At 63.3% G+C, this 20381-nt stretch carries 17 protein-coding genes; 10 read left to right on the top strand and 7 right to left on the bottom strand.

The genetic code is table 11. From position 1 onward, the window contains the following. Nucleotides 1–49: 49 nt before the first annotated feature. The 4 genes from QA642_RS33165 to QA642_RS33150 form a co-directional block, all read right to left on the bottom strand. Nucleotides 50–349 (bottom strand): putative quinol monooxygenase, encoded by a 300-nt coding sequence (locus tag QA642_RS33165; protein WP_283080644.1) that lies wholly within the window; start codon nucleotides 347–349, stop codon nucleotides 50–52. Between the two features lie 62 nt (nucleotides 350–411). Then, nucleotides 412–1164: an alpha/beta hydrolase gene (locus tag QA642_RS33160; RefSeq protein ID WP_283080643.1), complete on the bottom strand. Its 753-nt coding sequence runs from the start codon at nucleotides 1162–1164 to the stop codon at nucleotides 412–414. A 64-nt stretch (nucleotides 1165–1228) separates the two neighbouring features. After that, nucleotides 1229–1402: a hypothetical protein gene (locus tag QA642_RS33155; protein ID WP_283080642.1), complete on the bottom strand. Its 174-nt coding sequence runs from the start codon at nucleotides 1400–1402 to the stop codon at nucleotides 1229–1231. After that, nucleotides 1389–2402 (bottom strand): alpha/beta hydrolase, encoded by a 1014-nt coding sequence (locus tag QA642_RS33150; RefSeq protein WP_283080641.1) that lies wholly within the window; start codon nucleotides 2400–2402, stop codon nucleotides 1389–1391. The genes QA642_RS33155 and QA642_RS33150 overlap by 14 nt, the downstream gene beginning before the upstream one ends. 743 nt (nucleotides 2403–3145) lie before the next feature. Between QA642_RS33150 and QA642_RS33145 the strand changes: the two genes are divergently transcribed. Continuing rightward, a complete protein-coding gene (locus QA642_RS33145; RefSeq protein ID WP_283080640.1) occupies nucleotides 3146–3826 on the top strand; it encodes a hypothetical protein in 681 nt (226 codons plus the stop codon). A gap of 653 nt (nucleotides 3827–4479) precedes the next feature. On the opposite strand, the gene frc is transcribed toward QA642_RS33145, so the two are convergent. From frc to QA642_RS33130, 3 genes are all read right to left on the bottom strand, one after another. Next, nucleotides 4480–5757 (bottom strand): formyl-CoA transferase, encoded by a 1278-nt coding sequence (frc, locus tag QA642_RS33140; RefSeq protein WP_283080639.1) that lies wholly within the window; start codon nucleotides 5755–5757, stop codon nucleotides 4480–4482. Nucleotides 5758–5819: 62 nt separating this feature from the next. Continuing rightward, entirely contained in the window at nucleotides 5820–7550 is a 1731-nt protein-coding gene (gene oxc / locus QA642_RS33135; RefSeq protein WP_283080638.1) for an oxalyl-CoA decarboxylase, read from the bottom strand. Between the two features lie 61 nt (nucleotides 7551–7611). Beyond that, nucleotides 7612–8307 (bottom strand): GntR family transcriptional regulator, encoded by a 696-nt coding sequence (locus QA642_RS33130; protein ID WP_167336571.1) that lies wholly within the window; start codon nucleotides 8305–8307, stop codon nucleotides 7612–7614. 349 nt (nucleotides 8308–8656) lie between these two features. Here QA642_RS33130 and QA642_RS33125 point away from each other — a divergent pair, with 349 nt between their 5' ends. The 9 genes from QA642_RS33125 (at nucleotide 8657) to hyi (ending at nucleotide 20371) form a co-directional block, all read left to right on the top strand. Next, nucleotides 8657–10786, top strand: coding sequence for an acetate--CoA ligase family protein (locus QA642_RS33125; RefSeq protein WP_283080637.1), 2130 nt, complete (start codon nucleotides 8657–8659; stop codon nucleotides 10784–10786). 198 nt (nucleotides 10787–10984) lie between these two features. Then, nucleotides 10985–11827, top strand: coding sequence for an IclR family transcriptional regulator C-terminal domain-containing protein (locus QA642_RS33120; RefSeq protein WP_283087026.1), 843 nt, complete (start codon nucleotides 10985–10987; stop codon nucleotides 11825–11827). Nucleotides 11828–11941: 114 nt separating this feature from the next. Next, on the top strand, nucleotides 11942–12910 hold the full coding sequence (locus QA642_RS33115) for a tripartite tricarboxylate transporter substrate binding protein (protein ID WP_283080636.1): 969 nt from the start codon (nucleotides 11942–11944) through the stop codon (nucleotides 12908–12910). Next, nucleotides 12907–13392: a tripartite tricarboxylate transporter TctB family protein gene (locus tag QA642_RS33110; RefSeq protein WP_283080635.1), complete on the top strand. Its 486-nt coding sequence runs from the start codon at nucleotides 12907–12909 to the stop codon at nucleotides 13390–13392. Before QA642_RS33115 ends, QA642_RS33110 begins: the two co-directional genes overlap by 4 nt. Beyond that, on the top strand, nucleotides 13392–14891 hold the full coding sequence (locus QA642_RS33105; protein ID WP_283080634.1) for a tripartite tricarboxylate transporter permease: 1500 nt from the start codon (nucleotides 13392–13394) through the stop codon (nucleotides 14889–14891). The genes QA642_RS33110 and QA642_RS33105 overlap by 1 nt, the downstream gene beginning before the upstream one ends. A 54-nt stretch (nucleotides 14892–14945) precedes the next feature. After that, on the top strand, nucleotides 14946–15743 hold the full coding sequence (locus QA642_RS33100; protein WP_283080633.1) for an NYN domain-containing protein: 798 nt from the start codon (nucleotides 14946–14948) through the stop codon (nucleotides 15741–15743). 85 nt (nucleotides 15744–15828) lie between these two features. Further along, nucleotides 15829–17631, top strand: a complete 1803-nt coding sequence (locus QA642_RS33095; protein WP_283080632.1) for an adenine deaminase C-terminal domain-containing protein — start codon at nucleotides 15829–15831, stop codon at nucleotides 17629–17631. A 152-nt stretch (nucleotides 17632–17783) separates the two neighbouring features. Then, nucleotides 17784–19574 (top strand): glyoxylate carboligase, encoded by a 1791-nt coding sequence (gene gcl / locus QA642_RS33090; protein ID WP_283080631.1) that lies wholly within the window; start codon nucleotides 17784–17786, stop codon nucleotides 19572–19574. Between the two features lie 11 nt (nucleotides 19575–19585). Then, nucleotides 19586–20371, top strand: a complete 786-nt coding sequence (gene hyi, locus QA642_RS33085; RefSeq protein ID WP_283080630.1) for a hydroxypyruvate isomerase — start codon at nucleotides 19586–19588, stop codon at nucleotides 20369–20371. Nucleotides 20372–20381 lie beyond the last annotated feature (10 nt).

Raw genomic sequence — 20381 nt, 5'->3', positions numbered from 1 at the left:
AATAGCTGCACTGCCTGGCAGCGACAATCTCCGACGTCCAGACAGCATTTCAGGTCGCCACCAATCCAGGATCGCAGATAAATGCGATACGGTCGGCCAAATCTCCAACTCGCCCGAGATAGCGTTGGTAATGAGGCGTCGCGTGATGGGCTTCAACGGCAGCGGAATCCTGATACAACTCGTCGAGCACGAAGCGATTGTGCTGCGACCGGTCTCTCCAGACATCCCAGCGAATGTTTCCTGGCTCCGCCCTGCATTGGGGAGCCATCTCGTCGAGCAACAACCAGAGGTCATCAACCTTGCTCGGGCGGGCGGTCCGGACTGCAGCGATCTTGACGGCTGATGTCATCGAGTTGAACTCCATGAATGAGCGTCGCCAGGTTTCGAGTGAGTTGATCCGTTTCGCGTCGATTATCGGTCGGCAGACTCGATGAACACGGCGACCTCCCGCGGATGAGACAGCATCACTGCGTGGCTGCTATTGATCTCTTCCACTCGCGCACCGCTTCGCCTGGCCATCTTTCTTTGTGAACTCGGGGTTATCATGCGGTCCTGAGACGGGATCAGGAAGGAGCTTGGCTTTGCCTTCCAGCCCACTTTCGTGACCTTGGCTTCGACGGCTTTCAGTCCCCATGGCACCTGCGCAGCCGCCATGAATTGGGTTAGCGCCGCAGGGGAATCCGCTGCGAAGGAAGCCGGGAACTTCACGGGATCGACCAGGAGGTAACCGTCCTGCGGCGGCAGCAGGGGCGCCTTCGCCTCACCAGGCTCCGCTGGCCATTCGTTCAGCGATGCAGCAGATTCGCCAGCGTCCGGCGCAAACGCCGCGATGTAAGCCAGGCTCTTGACCTTCGGATTGTCGCCAGCCTGTGTGATCACCATGCCGCCATAAGAGTGGCCGACTAGCACGACAGGGTGTTTGGCTGCTGCGATCACGGCTTCCGTGGCGGCGACGTCACCCTCGAGCGTGATGGTCGGATTCTGGACCACCAACACTTCGTATCCGCTTTTTCTGAGGAGATCGTATACCGCTTGCCAGCCTGAGCCATCGACGAACGCGCCGTGCACGAGGACGACGGATGTCGTTTTCTGTTGCTGAGCTGCCGAGGAGGTCGACGTGATCGCGAGAGCGGAGATTGCCAGCAAAGATGCCAGATACTTCATAGGGATTCCTTTCGTGTTGTGGGGACGGCGTTTGGAGTAGTGGATTGGATCGACGACCCGTCCGTCAGCCGGAACGACGGTGCCGTTGAGCCATGGCCGGCACGACCAGTTCATTCAGGTACTGGCCGGTTGCACCGGTCGGGCTCGCGCCTCCCCATACCTCGATCTTGATCGCTGTCGACCCCAGGATCAGGTCTTTCCCTTGGGCACAACCCATCCTTGCGTCAGCGTCGTTCATTCGTTCGGTCGAGAAAGTCACTGATTAGCGGCGCCATCACGTCGAGTTGGTCCTCAAGTGCGAAGTGACCGGTGTCGAGAATGTGCAACTCGGCGTCTGGCAAGTCGCGCAGATAGGGGTGTGCGCCGGCTTCAGGAAAGACCTTGTCGTTCTTGCCCCAAAGGATCAGAGCGGGCGGCTTCCTTTCGCGAAAAAAGGCCTGGAACGCGGGATAAAGCGGAACGTTGGTCCGGTGGTCGTAGAGCAGGTCGAGCTGAATGTCCTTATTGCCAGGACGATCCAGCAGCGCCTGGTCGTGGACCCAGTTGTCAGGACTGATGCGCGTCAGATCGCGGACGCCGTCGGTGTATAGGAATTTCGTCGCGGGGAGAGAGACGAGGGATGAAAGCGCATTCCTCCGCTCCTCCGTTCCTTCCTTCCAATACGCCTTGATCGGGTCCCAGGCTTCTCCCAATCCTTCTTCGTAGGCGTTGCCGTTCTGGATGATGAGGGCAGTCACACGCTCTGGATGCTTGATGGCGAGGCGATAGCCGACCGGTGCGCCGTAATCCATGACGTACATGGCGTAGCGTTTTGCTCCCAGTTGATCCAGCAAGGCGTCGATCATCTCGGCATAATTCGCGAACCTATAGGAAAAGCGGTTGCGATCCGGCGCATCGCTTTGCCCGAAGCCGGGGTAATCCGGCGCGATGACACGGTATCGGTGGGCCAGATTCGGGATCAGATTGCGGAACATGTGTGAGGATGTCGGAAAGCCGTGCAGGAGGAGAACGACGGGTCCATCTGCTGGCCCGGCTTCGCGGTAGAACACGTTCACGCCGCTGATCGTGGCCGTGCGGTAATGAACGGTTGAAGCGCCTGCGCTGTCGCCGGGCGTTGGCGAAGTGCAGCGATGAGCGGGCGTTGCAGCCGGTCCACATGCGGAAGTCGTGGACTGCCCGAACGTTGGATGTGCGCTTGCAATGGTCAGGGCGACGACAGTCGCGCAAGAAAGTCGCATGGCAGCTCCCTCAGTCGGTACGACCCACGTCATTCCGCAACAGTCGGGTGTGATCCACCTGAAAGCCAGTAAAAAGAGGTAAAAAGTGGTGAATTCTCAGGCGCAGCGGATCCCGTTGTAGGATCGGATTGGTTCGAGAAAGCACGCTCCTAGTCTGTTCAGGGAATGGCGACGTGCCCGGCTTTTGGAGGTCGCGCCGCTGAAAATGCTCGAAGCGGCGGATGCAGTGTCGCAAGCGTGTTGCGCACCGACTGCCATCAATCATCCGGCCGATGCGGGTCGGACGTGGCTTTACGTAATTTAACTATCCAGGGATTAGACGTGGAGGCTTGCCCTCAGTAGGGGATCGGCGGCTTCGGAAAGCTCGTTGAGGCGCTGCCCGGATAGACCGGCGCCGTGCGCGACCTCAACTTCGGCAGCGGCGGCCCGCGGTCCGAAATCGCACAGATGCTCAGATGTCGAGCGACTCCTGCTTTTGGCCCTCAGCGACCGTAATCTATGTCCGCTCACACGTCGGCATTCAAGGCGAGAGCGGACTCGTTCTGCTCTAGATGAGTTCTTCTCAGTTTGACCCCTTGTGGACCTCGGCTCGCTTCAGCTCAATTCCGGTATGGCTTAGTGCCATAGGGACTTGCCTCCCGCGTTATGGCAAGCTCTGGGCGCGCGGAACTGACGCCCCGGACACGCGCGGCCGTGGTTAGCAAGGCAACACCGGTGCGGTGTATCTTCGTCAGGAGATCCCAATGCCAGATGACACCACCGACTTTGGTCAAAAAGTATTGTTGGTACTCCTTGATAAAGGCGTGCTCGCAATCGTCGTTGCGCTCCTCGGACTCTTCGGAGCATCGCTTGTCGAGCGATATAAGGCAGCTCTTACTACCCAGGCAGAACTTGCGAAACGACGAATCGAAGCGGCGGCTGCGGTCTGTGCGAAGCTCGAACTAATGCGTAGGATACTTGGTTCTTTACACAACACTGTACGCAGAGGAATGGACTGGGAAAAGAAAAAAGACGAACACGAAACGTCATCTTCGGCACAAGAGGGTATAGATCGTCTTAAGGAAGAGCTGCGGGTCCTGTCCGTTGCGATCGGCAAGTCTCTTGAAGACGACGAAACCAACTTGCGTAACGCCGTAATGGAGGTAGATGTCGACTTGAGTGCAACATTCGCACAAAACAGATACTGGTTAGGATCATCCCTCTACAGACGGTGCACTCATTCTCATGAAGCCATGTTGGAGTGGTTTAAGGCTCTCGGCGAGAAGGATAAGAAAGCGATTTCTGCCGCGTGGTCCAAGTCCGAAGAGTCTGTGATTGACTTGAATGATGTGCTGGGCCGCAGGACTTCCGCAGTAATATCTCCCATTGGCTTGGTTTTGGTCATAGTCGTTGTACTAGCAACTTTCTATTTCTTACTCCGATAGTAGGTTCTGATGCGACTCCATGACCTGCGAACAACCATCGTCAGGATGGGCCTGCCATTCCGGGATTCTCTTCGCGCCCCACTAGGCCATCGAACAAGCTCGCCGATGACCGCTCCTGGCCCATCGCGGCAGTTAGCTGAGCTGCAAACTCTAGGCGCTATCGGTGCATAGCGGACTCCGGCAAGTCGTCCGCCCGATTAATTTATGAGTTCATGGCCTACAAGCTTCTCTGCGGCGCAGCCTTCGAGACGCCAGCCTATGGCGGGCCCTTAGGATGAGGTCGCATTTCGCGGCGAGATTTTAGACCCTCATGGTGAGGAGCCCGCCAAAGCGTGCGTCTCCGGACGATGCTTCGCATTGCGAGTGAAGCATGCAGGCTGAGTTCGTCCGATAGCTTCCAGCTTTCTTATGGGAAACCGGCGGCGCCTCGACCCGAGTTTTACTCTTTCGGATGATGCCATATTATCCCTGTTTTGCCCGACGCGTCAAGCAATAATTCGTATAATCAGAAATACGTCAAGACCAAGGGGGTTGGCTACTGTGCATGGGGTTGTTTTCAGTTTTTTGGTTTGAGCCTACAACCCCACGACCTTGCCGATGCAAAAAGGGCCGCCCCGAGGGCGGCCCTTTCGTCTTGATTGAAGTGGCTCCGCTCACTCGGCGGCCTGCTTCTGCGGCGGATCGAGCGCGCCGGACTTGTGGATATCGGCGACCTGGTGGTCCGAGAAGCCGAGCACGCTGCGCAGGATCTCGTCGGTGTGCTCGCCGAGCAGCGGGGAGCGGGTGACCTCGCTCGGGCTCTCCGACAGCTTGATCGGGTTGCCGACCGAGATGTACTTGCCGCGGGTGGGGTGGTCGACCTCGACCACGGTGCCGGTCGCGCGCAGCGACTGGTCCTCGGCGATCTCCTTCATCGACAGGATCGGGCCGCAGGGGATGTCGTCCTTGTTGAGGATCTCCATCGCCTCGAACTTGGTCTTCGTCATCGTCCACTGTTCGATGCGCGCGAAGATCTCGTTCAGCCGCGGCAGGCGGGCCGCCGGCTTGGCGTAGTTCGGATCGGTCTTCCAGGTGGGCTCGCCGATCACGTCGCAGATCTTCTCCCAGACCGGGGCCTGGGTGATGAAGTAGATGTAGGCGTTGGGATCGGTCTCAAAGCCCTTGCACTTCAGGATGCGGCCCGGCTGGCCGCCGCCGGAGTCGTTGCCGGCGCGCGGCACGGCATCGCCGAACGGAATGCCTTCGCCGAACTGGCTGTATTCCTTGAGCGGGCCGTGGGCGAGGCGCTGTTGGTCGCGCAGCTTGACGCGGGCGAGGTTGAGCACGCCGTCCTGCATCGCGGCGGTGACGCGCTGGCCCTTGCCCGAATGCGTGCGCTGGTAGAGCGCGGTGACGATGCCGAGCGCCAGGTGCAGGCCGGTGCCGGAATCGCCGATCTGCGCGCCCGTGACGAGCGGCAGGCCGTCGCGGAAGCCGGTGGTCGAGGCGGCGCCGCCGGTGCACTGCGCGACGTTCTCATAGACCTTGCAGTCTTCGTACGGGCCAGGGCCAAAGCCCTTGATCGAGGCGACGATCATCTTCGGGTTGATCGCCTGGATCTTCTCCCAGGGGAAGCCCATGCGATCGAGCACGCCGGGGCCGAAATTCTCGACCAGCACGTCGCACTTCTTGATCAGCTCGGTCAGGACTTCCTTGCCCTTGGGGTTCTTGGTGTCGAGCGTGATCGAGCGCTTGTTGTGGTTGAGCATGGTGAAATACAGGCTGTCCACGTTCGGGATGTCCTGCAGCTGGCCGCGGGTGATGTCACCCACGCCCGGGCGTTCCACCTTGATCACGTCGGCGCCGAACCAGGCCAGCAGCTGCGTGCAGGTCGGTCCGGACTGGACGTGGGTGAAGTCGAGAATGCGAACGCCCGTGAGCGCTTTGGTCATCGTATTGCTCCGTACTCTGTCTGCCCCCGCAAACCGCAGGGAATAAGGGTTGAGGGGTGGACTTACTTCTTCTTCTGCAGAACGCTCTGCGGATTGAGGTTGCCGATGCGGCCGCTCTCCGAGCCGGCGGCCGGATCGATCACCGCGTTGATCAGCGTCGGCTTGCCCGAGGCCATGGCCTCGTTGACGGCGCGCTTGAGCTCATCGGGCGAGGTCGCATTCACGCCGACGCCGCCGAAAGCTTCCATCATCTTGTCGTAGCGCGCGCCCTTGACGAACACTGTGGTCGCCGGATCGGAGTTCGCGCCGTTGACGTCGGTGCCGCGATAGATGCCGTCATTGTTGAAGATGACGACGCAGATCGGAAGGTTGTAGCGGCAGATGGTCTCGACCTCCATGCCGGAGAAGCCGAAGGCCGAGTCGCCTTCCACCGCGAGCACGGGATGACCGGTCTCGAGCGCGGCCGCGATCGCCTGGCCCATGCCGATGCCCATCACGCCCCAGGTGCCGACGTCGAGACGCTTGCGGGGCTTGTACATGTCGATGACGCCGCGAGCGAGGTCGAGCGTGTTGGCGCCTTCGTTGACGAGGATCGCCTCGGGGTGATCCTTGATGACGTTCTTCAAGACGCCGAGCGCGCCGTGATAGTCCATCGGCGATTTGTTGTTCATGAGCTTCGGCGCCATCTTGGCGACGTTCTCTTCGCGCTTGGTCGAGACGGCCTTGGTCCATTCGGCCGGCGCGGTCCAGCCCGCACCGATGGCCTGGTTGAAGGCGGAGACGACCGAGCCGATGTCGCCGACCACGGGCGCGACGATCTCGACGTTGGAGTCCATCTCCCTCGGCTCGATGTCGACCTGGATGAACTTCTTCGGCGTTTCGCCCCAGCTCTTGCCCTTGCCGTGCGAGAGCAGCCAGTTCAGCCGCGCGCCGATCAGCATGACGACGTCGGAGTCCTTCAGCACGGTCGAGCGGGCAGCACCGGCGCATTGCGGATGCGTGTCGGGGAGGAGGCCCTTGGCCATGCTCATCGGTAGGAACGGCACGCCGCTCTTCTCGACGAAGCTCTTGATCTCTTCATCGGCCTGCGCATAGGCCGCGCCCTTGCCGAGGATGATGAGCGGACGCTTCGCGCTCTTGAGCACGTCGAGCGCGCGCTTCACGGAGGCGGGCGAGGGAATCTGCGCGGGTGCTGCGTCGATCACCTTGACCAGCGACTTCTGGCCGGCGTCGGCGTTCATCACCTGGCCGAACAGCTTTGCCGGCAGGTCGAGATAGACGCCGCCCGGACGGCCCGAGACCGCGGCGCGGATGGCGCGGGCAAAGCCGATGCCGATGTCCTGGGCGTGCAGCACGCGATAGGCCGCCTTGCACAGCGGCTTTGCGATCGCGAGCTGGTCCATCTCCTCATAGTCGCCCTGCTGGAGGTCGACGATCTCGCGCTCGGACGAGCCGGACACGAGGATCATCGGGTAGCAGTTGGTGGTGGCGTGCGCGAGCGCGGTGAGACCGTTGAGGAAGCCGGGCGCCGAGACCGTGAGGCAGACGCCGGGCTTCTTGGTGAGATAGCCGGCGATGCCCGCGGCGTAGCCGGCGTTCTGCTCGTGGCGGAAGGAGATCACGCGAATACCCGCGGCCTGCGCCATGCGGCCCAAATCCGTGATCGGGATGCCCGGCACATTATAGATGGTGTTGATGCCGTTCAGCTTGAGCGCGTCGATGACGAGATGGAAGCCATCCGTCAGTTCCTGCTCGGTGCCCGGTGCCTCGGACTTGGTCGCGGTATTCAGCATGGGCCTTGTCTCCCTGGTCTCAAGTAGTGGGGCGAGTTTTTCGCCCTTCTGGTGAAGGTTGCTAGGTGAACAGTTCCTGGCCATGCGCTTCGACGTAAGCGGCAAGGCCGAGGGTGTGGTCGCGGGCGCGCTTCTCGGCGAGCTCGGTATCGCGCGCCTCAAGTGCTTCGATCATCGCGAGATGCTCGGGCAGCGAGGTCGCGGTGCGGTCCTTGCGTCCGATCGTGAGCTGGCGGTAGCCGCGCACGTGCAGCAGCAGGTCGTTGGTGAGATCGACCAGAACAGGGGATTCCGACAGCGAGATCAGCGCCTGGTGGAAGGCGATGTTGGCGCGCGAATATTCCTCGACGTGATCCTCGGGCAGGCGGTCCTTGCCGAAGTCCTTGAAGAAGTCGCGCAGCGCCGAGATGTCCTTCTTGCGCGCGGTGGTGGTGATGAGGCGCGCCGCCATGCTCTCCAGCGCCGCCCAGGCGCGGATCATGTCGACGATCTCGCTCTTGGTCCTGCGCACCACCATGATGCCGCGGCGCGGCACGGTCTTCACGAAACCGTCCTGCTCGAGCATCGCGATCGCTTCGCGGATCGGCGTTCGGCTGACACCCAGACGTTCGGACAACGCGCGCTCGTCGAGCATCACCGGCTCGGGCGTCGAGTAGATGTCCATCTTGAGGATGGCTTCCTTCAAGGCGTCATACGCCTTGTTCTTGAAGCTGCTCTCCGGGGCAATACGAACGATTGCGATATCTGCCTCGGCCATGTTCGGCAACGCCTTGGTTGGTTTCCGCAGTGACACGACGAATCTCCTCCAGGTGGGAGTCGTCTTTTACAGGATTATTAGCGGGAAAGTTTTTGGCATACCACATGCCAGAATGTCAAGCTGCCTATTTTTTGCGGCGTTCTAAGTCATGCGGCGGCTTGACAAGTTGGCTTCTGGCATACCAAATGCCATCGCCAGCCATTTTTGATCCAAGCCGGCGGAGTATTGTTGGCTTTATGCCACTCCGTTCCGCCGCATGGAACAAAGCGCGGCGAATGGCAAGCATCACGGGCAGCCGCAACGCGCGCGCGCTTTGAAAAGAACGAACTGAGGTCAAGGGAGAAGCCATATGTCCAATTCCAAAGATGCCGTCCGCAAGGTGCTTGACCAGGTCAAGGCGGACAACCGCACCAGCCTGACGGCCCCGGAAGGCAAGCTGGTCTGCGACGCCTACGGCATTCCGGTGCCGAAGGAGGGCGTGGCCAAGTCGGCGGGCGAGGCCGGCAAGATGGCCTCCGCGATGGGCTTCCCGGTGGTGATGAAGATCGTCTCGCCGGACATTCTCCACAAGACCGAAGCCGGCGGCGTCATCGTCGGCCTCAAGACGGCCGAGGATGCCGAGAAGGCCTACGAGACCATCCTCGGTAACGCCAAGAAATATAAGTCCGATGCCAAGATCGAAGGCGTCCAGGTGCAGCAGATGCTGGCCGGCGGCACCGAGGTCATCGTCGGCTCCATCACCGACGGCTCGTTCGGCAAGCTGGTGGCCTTCGGCCTCGGCGGCGTGCTGGTCGAGGTGCTCAAGGACATCACCTTCCGTCTCGCGCCCGCGACCAAGGAAGATGCCCTGTCGATGCTCGATGGCATCCAGGCGCACGAGATCCTCAAGGGCGTGCGCGGCGGCGAGCCGGTGAACCGCACGGCGCTCGCCGACGTCATCGTCAAGGTCTCGCAGCTCGTCACCGATTTCCCTGAAATCGTCGAGCTCGACCTCAACCCCGTGTTCGCGACCCCCAAGGGCGCGACCGCCGCGGACGTCCGCATCGTCGTCGACTTCGCCTACAAGCCGAAGCCGAAGCCGCGTCCGACCGAAGAGATCGTCGCGGCCATGAACCGCATCATGCAGCCGAAGGCGGTCGCCGTGGTCGGCGCCTCCGCCGAGGACGGCAAGATCGGCAACTCCGTGATGAAGAACCTCATCAACGGCGGCTACAAGGGCGAGATCTATCCGATCCATCCCAAGGCCGCCGAGATCCTCGGCTACAAGGCCTATAAGAGCGTCAAGGACGTGCCGGGTGTGATCGACGTCGCGGTGTTCGCGATCCCTGCCAAGTTCGTGGCCGCTGCGCTCACCGAATGCGGCGAGAAGAAAATCCCGGGCGCGGTGCTGATTCCGTCAGGCTTTGCCGAAGCCGGCGCGCCGGAGCTGCAGGCCGAGATCGTCGAGGTCGGCAAGAAGTACGACATCCGCCTGATGGGGCCGAACATCTACGGCTTCTATTATACCCCCGCCAATCTCTGCGCGACCTTCTGCACCGCCTACGACGTCAAGGGCCACGCGGCGCTGTCGTCGCAGTCGGGCGGCATCGGCATGGCCATCATCGGTTTTTCGCGCTCGGCGAAAATGGGTGTGTCGGCGATCGTCGGCCTCGGCAACAAGTCCGACATCGACGAGGACGATCTGCTCGCCTTCTTCGAGCAGGACCCGAACACCAACCTGATCGCGCAGCACTGCGAAGATCTGAAAGACGGCCGCGCCTTCGCGGAAGCCGCCAAGCGTGTCTCCAAGAAGAAGCCGGTCGTTGTGCTCAAGGCCGGCCGCACCTCGGCCGGTGCGAAGGCGGCCTCGTCACACACCGGCGCGCTCGCCGGCAACGACCGCATCTATGAGGACGTGTTCAAGCAGTCCGGCGTGATCCGCGCCCGCAGCTTGCGCCAGCTGCTCGAATTCGCCCGCGGCGTGCCGGTGCTGCCGACGCCGAAGGGCGAGAACGTGCTGATCATCACCGGCGCCGGCGGCTCGGGCGTGCTGCTGTCGGACTCCTGCGTCGACAACGGCCTGTCGCTGATGTCGATGCCGCCGGATCTCGACGCGGCCTTCCGCAAGTTCATCCCGCCGTTTGGAGCTGCCGGAAATCCTGTGGATATCACCGGCGGCGAGCCGCCGATCACCTACGTCAACACGGTGAAGCTCGGCCTGTCGGATGAGCGCATCCACGCGCTGATCCTCGGCTACTGGCACACCATCGTCACGCCGCCGATGGTGTTCGCCCGCAACATGGTCGAGGTGAAGAAGGAGATGGAGGCCAAGGGCTTCGTGAAGCCGATGGTCGCCTCGCTCGCCGGCGACGTCGAGGTCGAGGAGGCCGCCGAATATCTTTACCAGCATGGCATCCCGGCCTACGCCTATTCGACCGAGCTGCCGGTCGAGGTCTTGGGCGCCAAGTACAAGTGGGCGCGCGGGGCAGGGCTGCTCTGAGCCGTTGACATTCGCCTCTCCCCGCTTGCGGGGAGGCCGGAATTTGCGTAGCAAATTCCGGGTGAGGGGGACTCTCCGCAAGTCCATCTCTCACCCTACTCGCGGAGATAGCCCCTCACCCCAACCCTCTCCCCGTAAGAACGGGGAGAGGGAGAAGAGGCGGCTCGCGTCTTGTCTGACTGGCAAATGCAGGTCGCGATGAGCAAGAACGTGATCCGGCGCAAATCGCTCGAACCTCGGTCGCCATCGGAGGCCGAGCACGAGGCGCGTGACGGCGGCGTGCAGTCCGTCGATCGCGCGCTTTCGATCCTAGAGACACTGGCCGAGGACGACGAAGGCTATCGCCTCAGCGATCTCGCCGTACGTACCGGCCTGTCCGCCTCGACCGTGCACCGCCTGCTGGCGACGCTGGAAAGCCGTCGCTTCGTGCAGTTCGACCGCGCCGAATCCAAATGGCATGTCGGTGTGCGTAGCTTCACCGTCGGCGCGAGCTTTGCGCGGCGGCGCAATTTCTCCACGCAGGCGATTCCATATTTGCGCAAGCTGCGCGATCTCACCCGCGAGACCGCCAATCTTGCCGTGGTCGACGACGAGTTCATCATCGTGCTGACCCGCATGGAGAGCCGCGAGATCATGCGGTCGCTGACCCAGATGGGTGGACGCGTCCCCATGGTGACCTCGGGTGTCGGCAAGGCGGTGCTCGCGACCTATTCCGACGAGGACGTCGGCGCGGTGATCCGCCATCACGGCATGCCTCGCCTGACCGAGAAGTCGATTGTGCGGCCGAGCGATCTGTTCAGGGAGCTCGAGAAGATCCGCAAGCAAGGCTTTGCGATCGACGATGAGGAGGCTTGCATGGGCCTGCGCTGTATTGCCGCAGTGGTCTATAACGACTGTGCCGAGCCGCTCGCGGCGATTTCGGTCTCGGGCATGACCAGCCGCCTGACCGACGACAGATTGCCGGAAATCGGCCAGATCGTGCGCGAAGTCGCCGGTGAGTTGACCATCGCGCTCGGCGGGGTGATGCCCACCTCCGCCTAACGAGGAAACCGGGCGCTGTCGCTGGACAGCATCGGCCGTTTTGGTTGATATGCGACCAAACGACACAATGCGGCACACGATCAACACGTCCGCATGAGCCTGGAGACTGCCCTAATGTTTCAATTCCCCGCGCGCCTTGTCGGCGCAGCCGTCGCGCTGACCCTTGCGGCAGCAACTCCGGCTTTTGCCCAGCAGCTCGAGCTCAAGCTGATGGCGCCGGCGGCCCCGGGCGGGGGATGGGACCAGACCGCGCGCTCGATGCAGCAGGCGCTGGTCGCCTCCGGCGTGGCGCGCAGCGTGCAGGTCACCAACGTTCCCGGTGCCGGCGGCAGCGTCGGCATCGCGCAGTTCGTCAACGGCGCCAAGGGCGACGGCAACCAGCTGATGGTCAATGGCTTCGTCATGGTCGGCGCGCTCGCCATGAACAAGTCGCCGGTGACCCTCGAGCAGGTGACGCCGATCGCGCGGCTCACCGAGGAAATCCAGGTGATCGTGGTGCCCGCGAACTCGCCGATCAAGAATGCGCAGGATCTCGCCGCCGCAGTGAAGGCCGACATTGCCAAGGTGACCTTCGCCGGCGGCTCGGCCGGCGGCGTCGACCATGTGATGGCCGCGTTGTTCGCAAGCGCCGTCGGCGCCGACGCCAAGAAGATCAACTACATCCCGTTCTCCGGCGGCGGCGAGTCGCTCGCCGCGATCCTAGGTGGCAAGGTCACCGCGGGCATTTCGGGCCTGAGCGAATATGAAGGGCAGATCAAGTCCGGCAAGCTGCGCGCGATCGGCGTGACCTCGGAGAAGCGCATCGCGGGCAGCGACATTCCGACCTTCAAGGAACAAGGCATCGACCTCGTCATCGCCAACTGGCGCTCGGTGGTCGCTCCTCCCGGCATCACTCCGGAGCAGAAGAAGACGCTCAGCGACGCGGTCGAGAAGATGGTCAAGTCGGACGCCTGGAAGGAAATCCTCAAGCAGAAGGGCTGGGAGGATGCCTATCTCGGCGGTGACGCCTTCGCCGACTTCCTGAAGAAGGAAATCGTCCGCGTCACCGACGTGCTGAAATCGGTCGGTCTCGTCAAGTCATGAGCTCAGGCGATCCCGCCCAGCCGCCGCGGCGCGTCGATCGCGCCGGCATCGTCATCGCTGCCTTGCTTGCAGGTCTTGCCGCAGTGCTGGTCTGGGACGCGCGCGGCCTGCAATCGGCCGCGATGTACGGCATGGGGCCGGAGGCGATGCCGGTCGTGGTCGCCAGCGGCCTTGCGCTGCTCGCGATCGGCAATTTCATCGACGCGCTGCGCGGCAACCTGCCGGCGCGCGAGAGCGCCGATCCCGTGCCGGTGGTCTTGATCCTCGTTGGCCTTGCGCTGCTGATCGCCATCATCGGTTTCGGCGGCGGCTTTATCCTCGCGACCTCGGCGCTGTTCGTGACGACGTCGGCGGCGTTCGGGCGCCGCGCCATCCTGGTCGACAGCATCATCGCGCTCGTGATGTCGACCCTCATCTATCTGGCGTTCGACCGCCTGTTGACGCTGAGCCTTCCCGCCGGCCCGCTGGAGCGACTGCTGTGATGGACACTTTTGCCGCGCTGGCCCACGGCATGGCGGTCGCCGTCCAGCCGATGAATTTGCTCTATGCGCTGATCGGCGTATTTCTCGGTACCGCCGTGGGCGTGCTGCCCGGCATCGGCCCGGCGCTGACGGTCGCGCTGCTCTTGCCCGTCACCTACAAGCTCGACCCCGGCGGCTCGCTGATCATGTTCGCCGGCATCTATTACGGTGGCATGTATGGCGGATCGACCACCGCGATCCTCATCAACACGCCCGGCGAGAGCGCATCGATGGCGACCGCGCTCGAAGGCAACAAGATGGCCAAGGCCGGCCGCGGCGGCCCGGCACTCGCGACCTCCGCGATCGGCTCCTTCGTCGCCGGCACCATCGCCACCATCGGGCTCGCCTTCCTCGCGCCATGGCTGGTCGATTTCGCCGTGCGCTTCGGCCCCGAAGATTATTTCGCGCTGATGTGCGTCGCCTTCGTCACGGTGTCGGCGACCTTCGGCGATTCTCCTGTCCGTGGCCTGACCAGCCTGTTCATCGGCCTGACGCTCGGCCTCGTCGGCATCGACAAGCTGACCGGTCAGGCGCGGCTTGCGTTCGGCGTCCCTGAATTGCTCGACGGCGTCGAGGTGACGACGCTCGCGGTCGGCCTGTTCGCGGTGGGCGAGGCGCTCTACGTCGCATCGCGCCGCCACCACACCGAGGAGAAGCTCGAGCCGGTGCGCGGCTCGCTGTGGATGACCAAGGAAGACTGGAAGCGGTCGTGGAAGCCGTGGCTGCGCGGCACCATGTTCGGCTTCCCGATCGGCGCGCTACCGGCGGGCGGTGCCGAGATCCCGACCTTCCTGTCCTATTCGACCGAGAAGCGGCTGACGAAACACCCCGAGGAGTTCGGCAAGGGCGCGATCGAAGGCGTCGCCGGACCCGAAGCCGCCAACAACGCCTCCGCCGCCGGCACGCTGGTGCCGCTGCTGACGCTGGGTTTGCCGACCTCGGCGACCGCCGCGATGATGCTGGCCGGCTTCCAGCAATACGGCCTCAATCCGGGGCCGCTGCTGTTCGCCGAGCGGCCTGACCTGGTCTGGGGCCTGATCGCCAGCCTGTTCATCGCCAACATGATGCTGCTGGTGCTCAACCTGCCGCTGGTCGGCCTATGGGTACGGCTGCTCGCGATTCCGCAGCCCTGGCTTTATGCCGGCATCCTCGTCTTCGCGACCATGGGCACCATCGCGGCAAAGCCGTCCGTGGTGGAATTGTCGATGCTGGCCGGCTTTGGTGTGCTCGGCTTCCTGATGCGCCGGTTCGATTTCCCGATCGCGCCGGTCGTCGTCGGCCTGATCCTCGGCCCGATCGCCGAGAGCCAGTTGCGCCGCGCGCTCGCGATCAGCCTCGGCGATCCCATGACGCTGCTGCAGAGCCCGATCTCGGCGACGCTGCTCGGCGTCGCGTTGATCGCGCTGCTGGCGCCCTTCGTGCTAAAGGGTCTCGGGCGGTTCAAGGCAAACGAGGATTAGCCGTCCCGACGCGCGCGTCTCCGAGTGCTGCGTCCCTCTCGTTGAGGAAACGCCATGCCGGACCTTCGCTCGCCCCGTCTCGCCGTCCTGATCGACGCCGACAACGCCTCCGCAAAGATCGCGGATGGACTGTTCGAGGAGATCGCCAAGATCGGCGAGGCGAGCGTTCGCCGCATCTACGGCGACTTTTCCAATGCGCGATCCAGGGGGTGGGCCGACATTCTGTCGAAGCACGCCATCATCCCGCAGCAGCAGTTCGCCTATACAACGGGGAAAAACGCGTCCGACATAACCCTGGTCATTGACGCCATGGACCTGCTTCACAGCGGCCGGTTCGATGGCTTCTGCCTGGTGTCATCCGACAGCGACTTCACCCGCCTGGCCGCCCGCATCCGGGAGCAGGGCGTCGATGTTTTCGGGTTCGGCGAGCAGAAGACACCGGAAAGCTTCAGGCAGGCCTGCCGAAGGTTCGTCTACACGGAGAACCTGCTTGCCGGCGCGGCGACCACCCAGGATGCCGCCTCGAGGCCGGCGCCGCTTCAGCCGCCTGAGGCCGCCACACCCATCATCAAGAAAGTCATCACCCAAATGGAGAGTGAAGACGGTTGGGTCACGCTCGGTGACGTCGGCCGGCAGCTCGCCAATCTCGCCTCGGATTTCGATCCGAGAACGTTCGGTTTCCGCAAGCTGAGTGACCTGGTGCGAAAGACGAATTCGTTCGAGATCGATGAGCCAAAGGGCCGGTCGATGCGGATTCGGGTCAAGCCCGCTGCCGCAGCACCGCCGAGACGGCGGAACTCGCGCAGGACTGCAAGGTCGGGGACGGCAGGCGGTTCGCCGCCTAAGGCGTAAGCAGGGCGTGCCGATATATTTACGCTTGCCCGGCTTGGCGCAGGGCGTAACCATCGCGTGGCCGTAACGCCACGCGAGGGTCCCGATGACCAAACTTACCCGCTTCGCCGTCGCACCGCTCCATTCGATGACACGGCGTCTGGCCGATGTCGCCTCGGCGCGCGTCGCGCCCGATCTCGTCATATCAGGCGCCCGGGTGCTTTCGACCTATTCGGAGCGTATCCACGAAGGCCGCGAGGTCTGGATCACCGGCGGCCGCATCGCGGCGGTGAAGCCTGCCGGAGCGGCGAAGAAGGTCTGGAGCGGCATCGCGACTTACGACGCGGCCGGCGGCATCATCGCGCCGGGCCTCGTCGATCCGCACATCCACATCGAGTCCTCGATGGTGACGGCCTGCGCCTATGCCGAGGCCGCGCTGCTCAACGGCACCACGACGATCTTCTGCGACAGCCACGAGATCGGCAACGTCATGGACGTCGCCGGGGTCGAGGCGATGCTGGAGGACGCGCGCGAGGCGCCGCTCTCGATCTTCCTGACGGTGCCGAGCACGGTGCCGGCGACCTCGGCTGAGCTTGAGACCGCCGGCGGCGATCTCACGCCGGACAAGATCGCCGGTCTGTTCGACCGCTGGCCCGAGGCGGTCGCGCTCGGCGAGAAGATGGATTTCGTGCCCGTCACGATGGGGGACGAGCGCAGCCACGCCATTCTCGCCGCTGCCTTGAAGCGGGGACGGCCGGTGTCCGGCCACGTCTACGGCCGTGAATTCGTCGCGGCGTATGCGGCGAGCGGCGTCACCGACACCCATGAGGCGATCGACCGCGACATCGCCGACGACCTGCTCGACGCCGGCGTCTGGGTCTTCCTGCGCGGCGGGCCGCCGACCACGCCCTGGCACTCGCTGCCGCAGGCGATCCGGACGATCACCGACCTCGGCGCCTCGCACAAGCGCACGGCCGTCTGCACCGACGACCGCGATGCCGACGATTTGCTGCTGTTCGGCCTCGACTGGGTGGTGCGGGAGGCGGTGAAGGCCGGGATGTCGCCGGAGCAGGCCTGGTCGATGGGCTCGCTGCACGGGGCGACGCGCTTCGGCATGGAGGGTGACATTGGCGGGCTCGGCGGCGGCCGCCGCGCCGATCTCGTGCTGATGGACGATCAGCTCAAGCCGCAATGCACCTGGTATGGCGGCGAGCTCGTGGTCGAGCACGGCAAGATCACGAAGCTCCTCGATCAGGCGCTGTCGCAGCGCTATCAATATCCGAAGGCGGCTTATGCGACCGTGAAGCTGCCGGAGAAGATGAAGCTGACGCCGGAACTGCCGACGAAGGCCTGCACCGTCAACGCGATCAAGACCGCGCTGCCGGGCATCACGCTGATCCACGAGAAGGTCAGGATTGAGCCGGCAAAGGACTGGCCGTCGCTGTTCGAACGCTACGGCCTCTGCTTCGTCACGGTGGTCGAGCGCCATGGCAAGTCGCCCGGCAACGCCGCCCATGGCCTCCTGAAGGACTTTGGCCTGAAGCGCGGCGCGGTCGCCTCCAGCGTCGGGCACGACAGTCACAACATCATCGTCGCCGGAACAAATGAACCGGACATGCAAGTCGCGATCTCGGCCATCAAGGAAAAGCAGGGCGGCGTCTGTGTGGTCGCCGACGGCAAGGTGAGGGCACTGGTCCCGCTGCCGATCGCAGGCCTGCTCTCCGACAAACGTGTGACGGAAGTCGCCGAAGAGGTGAAGGCGCTGAAGAAGGAATGGGCCGAGGCGGGCTGCACCATTCCCTACATGGGCTTCAATTTGATTCCGCTATCGGTCATTCCGGAAATTCGCATCACCGACAAGGGCCTGGTGCTGGTGCCTCAGATGGAGCTGGCGCCGCTGTTCGAGTAATTTCTTTCATGTAGTTCTCGATCTAAGCGCTTGAAGCGGCCGCATTTTTCCCACGGCTGCCGCATCGTGGAAAATAAAATCGATCTCGTTGAGATCGCATCTTGCACGCCTGATGATCTCGCTCGCTGACTTAAGCCAAAGCGAGGTCCGATATGGCGAAGATGCGCGCTGTCGATGCTGCCGTGCGAATTCTGGAGAAGGAAGGCATCTCGACTGCCTTCGGTGTTCCCGGGGCGGCGATCAATCCGCTTTACTCGGCGCTGAAGAAGCGCGGGTCGATCCGCCACATCCTGGCGCGCCATGTCGAGGGCGCCTCGCACATGGCCGAGGGCTATACCCGCGCCAAGGCCGGCAATATCGGCGTCTGCATCGGCACCTCGGGGCCGGCCGGCACCGACATGATCACCGGGCTTTATTCGGCGATTGCCGATTCCATCCCGATCCTCTGCATCACCGGCCAGGCGCCGCGCGCGCGGCTCTACAAGGAAGACTTTCAGGCCGTCGACATCGAGTCGATTGCAAAGCCGGTGACGAAGTGGGCTGTGACTGTGCGCGAGCCGGCGCTGGTGCCGCGCGTGTTCAGCCAGGCGTTTCATGTGATGCGCTCGGGCCGGCCGGGACCGGTGCTGATCGACATGCCGCTCGACGTCCAGCTCGCCGAGATCGAGTTCGACGACGAGACCTACGAGCCGTTGCCGGTCTACAAGCCGACCGCGACCCGCAAGCAGGTCGAGAAGGCGCTTGAGATGCTCAACGCGGCCGAGCGGCCGCTGATCGTGGCGGGCGGCGGCATCATCAACGCGGATGCCTCGGACCTGCTGGTCGAATTCGCCGAGATCGCCAACGTGCCGGTCGTGCCGACCCTGATGGGGTGGGGCGCGATCCCCGACGATCACGTGCTGATGGCCGGCATGGTCGGCCTCCAGACCAGCCACCGCTACGGCAATGCGACGCTGCTCGAATCCGACTTCGTGCTCGGCATAGGCAATCGCTGGGCCAACCGTCACACCGGCTCGGTCGAGACCTACACCAAGGGCCGCAAATTCGTGCATGTCGACATCGAGCCGACCCAGATCGGGCGGGTGTTCAATCCCGATCTCGGCATCGTCTCGGACGCCAAGGCTGCGCTCGAACTCTTCGTCACCGTCGCCAGGGAGTGGCGCCGGTCAGGCAGGCTCCGCGAGCGCCAGGCGTGGCCCGCGGCCTGCCGCGATCGCAAGAAGACCATGCTGCGCAAGAGCCATTTCGACAACGTCCCGATCAAGCCGCAGCGCGTCTATGAGGAGATGAACAAGGCGTTCGGCCGCGACACCACCTATGTCACCGTGATCGGCCTGTCGCAGATCGCCGGCGCGCAGTTCCTCGGCGTCTACAAGCCGCGCAACTGGATCAATGCCGGACAGGCGGGGCCGCTCGGCTGGACGCTGCCGGCGGCACTCGGCGTGCGTGCGGCGTGCCCCGAGCGGGAGATCGTCGCGCTGTCGGGCGATTACGACTTCCAGTTCCTGATCGAGGAGCTCGCGGTCGGGGCGCAGTTCAATCTGCCCTACATCCACGTCGTCGTGAACAATTCCTATCTCGGCCTGATCCGTCAGGCCCAGCGGGGCTTCGACATGGACTATCACGTCCAGCTCTCGTTCGAGAACATCAACGCGCCGGAGATCGGCGTCTACGGCGTCGACCATGTCGCGGTGGCCGAAGGGCTCGGCTGCAAGGCGATCCGCGTCACGGACCCGAAGGACACGCAGGCTGCGTTCGCGACCGCGCGCGAGCTGATGGCGAAGCACCGCGTGCCCGTGGTGGTCGAGTTCATCCTCGAACGCGTCACCAACATCGCGATGGGCACCGAGATCGACAACATCGTCGAGTTCGAGGAGGTGCTGGATCTCCCGCTCGACGAGGTCGGAACCAAGCAGCCTGGCGTGTTGCAGCCGGCGGAATAGGGGAGAGCATCATGCCGAAATTTGCCGCCAACCTCACCATGCTCTTCAACGAGATGCCGTTCATCGACCGCTTTGCCGCGGCGAAGGCGGCGGGCTTTGCCGGGGTCGAATATCTCTTCCCCTATGATTTCGACAAGGCGCAGCTCCGCGAGCAGCTCGAAGCGCATGGTTTGACCCAGGTGTTGCACAATCTCCCCGCCGGCAATTGGGCGGCCGGCGAGCGCGGCATCGCAATCCTGCCCGATCGCGTCAGTGAATTCCGCGATGGCGTGTTCCGCGCCATCGACTATGCCAAGGCGCTCGATTGCGACCAGCTCAACTGCCTCGTCGGCATCGCGCCTGTCGACGCCGATCCGCGCGAGCTTCAGGAGACGCTGGTCGGAAACCTGCGCTTCGCCGCCTCGACGCTGGCGCGGGAGAACATCAAGCTGCTGGTCGAGCCGATCAATACGCTCGACATTCCCGGCTTCTATCTCAACGGCACCGAGCAGGCGGTGCAGCTGATCGCAGAAGTGCGGTCGAACAATCTGTTCATCCAGTACGACATCTATCACATGCAGATCATGGAGGGCGATCTCGCCCGCACCATGCAGGAATATCTGCCGCAGATCGCGCACATCCAGCTCGCCGACAATCCCGGCCGCCACGAGCCCGGCACCGGCGAGATCAACTATCCCTTCCTGTTCCGCCACCTCGACGCGATCGGCTATCGGGGCTGGATCGGCTGCGAATACAAGCCGCGCACCACGACGCTGGAAGGCCTGTCCTGGCACGCCGCGCAGACTTTTGAGACCTGAGGAAATCTGG

Source organism: Bradyrhizobium sp. CB2312, assembly GCF_029714425.1.
Taxonomy (GTDB): domain Bacteria; phylum Pseudomonadota; class Alphaproteobacteria; order Rhizobiales; family Xanthobacteraceae; genus Bradyrhizobium.
The sequence above is the reverse complement of the archived record's forward strand: the minus strand, read 5'-3'. Positions and strand labels throughout refer to the sequence as shown.

Excerpts from the sequence above, each read along its gene's own strand:
- QA642_RS33125 (WP_283080637.1), top strand. The coding sequence starts at position 8,657 with ATGTCCAATTCCAAAGATGCCGTCCGCAAGGTGCTTGACCAGGTCAAG.
- QA642_RS33145 (WP_283080640.1), top strand. The coding sequence starts at position 3,146 with ATGCCAGATGACACCACCGACTTTGGTCAAAAAGTATTGTTGGTACTC.
- frc (WP_283080639.1), bottom strand. The coding sequence starts at position 5,757 with ATGACCAAAGCGCTCACGGGCGTTCGCATTCTCGACTTCACCCACGTC.
- QA642_RS33100 (WP_283080633.1), top strand. The coding sequence starts at position 14,946 with ATGCCGGACCTTCGCTCGCCCCGTCTCGCCGTCCTGATCGACGCCGAC.
- QA642_RS33150 (WP_283080641.1), bottom strand. The coding sequence starts at position 2,402 with ATGCGACTTTCTTGCGCGACTGTCGTCGCCCTGACCATTGCAAGCGCA.
- QA642_RS33155 (WP_283080642.1), bottom strand. The coding sequence starts at position 1,402 with ATGAACGACGCTGACGCAAGGATGGGTTGTGCCCAAGGGAAAGACCTG.
- QA642_RS33115 (WP_283080636.1), top strand. The coding sequence starts at position 11,942 with ATGTTTCAATTCCCCGCGCGCCTTGTCGGCGCAGCCGTCGCGCTGACC.
- QA642_RS33120 (WP_283087026.1), top strand. The coding sequence starts at position 10,985 with ATGAGCAAGAACGTGATCCGGCGCAAATCGCTCGAACCTCGGTCGCCA.
- oxc (WP_283080638.1), bottom strand. The coding sequence starts at position 7,550 with ATGCTGAATACCGCGACCAAGTCCGAGGCACCGGGCACCGAGCAGGAA.
- QA642_RS33110 (WP_283080635.1), top strand. The coding sequence starts at position 12,907 with ATGAGCTCAGGCGATCCCGCCCAGCCGCCGCGGCGCGTCGATCGCGCC.
- QA642_RS33105 (WP_283080634.1), top strand. The coding sequence starts at position 13,392 with ATGGACACTTTTGCCGCGCTGGCCCACGGCATGGCGGTCGCCGTCCAG.
- QA642_RS33165 (WP_283080644.1), bottom strand. The coding sequence starts at position 349 with ATGACATCAGCCGTCAAGATCGCTGCAGTCCGGACCGCCCGCCCGAGC.
- QA642_RS33095 (WP_283080632.1), top strand. The coding sequence starts at position 15,829 with ATGACCAAACTTACCCGCTTCGCCGTCGCACCGCTCCATTCGATGACA.
- QA642_RS33130 (WP_167336571.1), bottom strand. The coding sequence starts at position 8,307 with ATGGCCGAGGCAGATATCGCAATCGTTCGTATTGCCCCGGAGAGCAGC.
- hyi (WP_283080630.1), top strand. The coding sequence starts at position 19,586 with ATGCCGAAATTTGCCGCCAACCTCACCATGCTCTTCAACGAGATGCCG.
- gcl (WP_283080631.1), top strand. The coding sequence starts at position 17,784 with ATGGCGAAGATGCGCGCTGTCGATGCTGCCGTGCGAATTCTGGAGAAG.
- QA642_RS33160 (WP_283080643.1), bottom strand. The coding sequence starts at position 1,164 with ATGAAGTATCTGGCATCTTTGCTGGCAATCTCCGCTCTCGCGATCACG.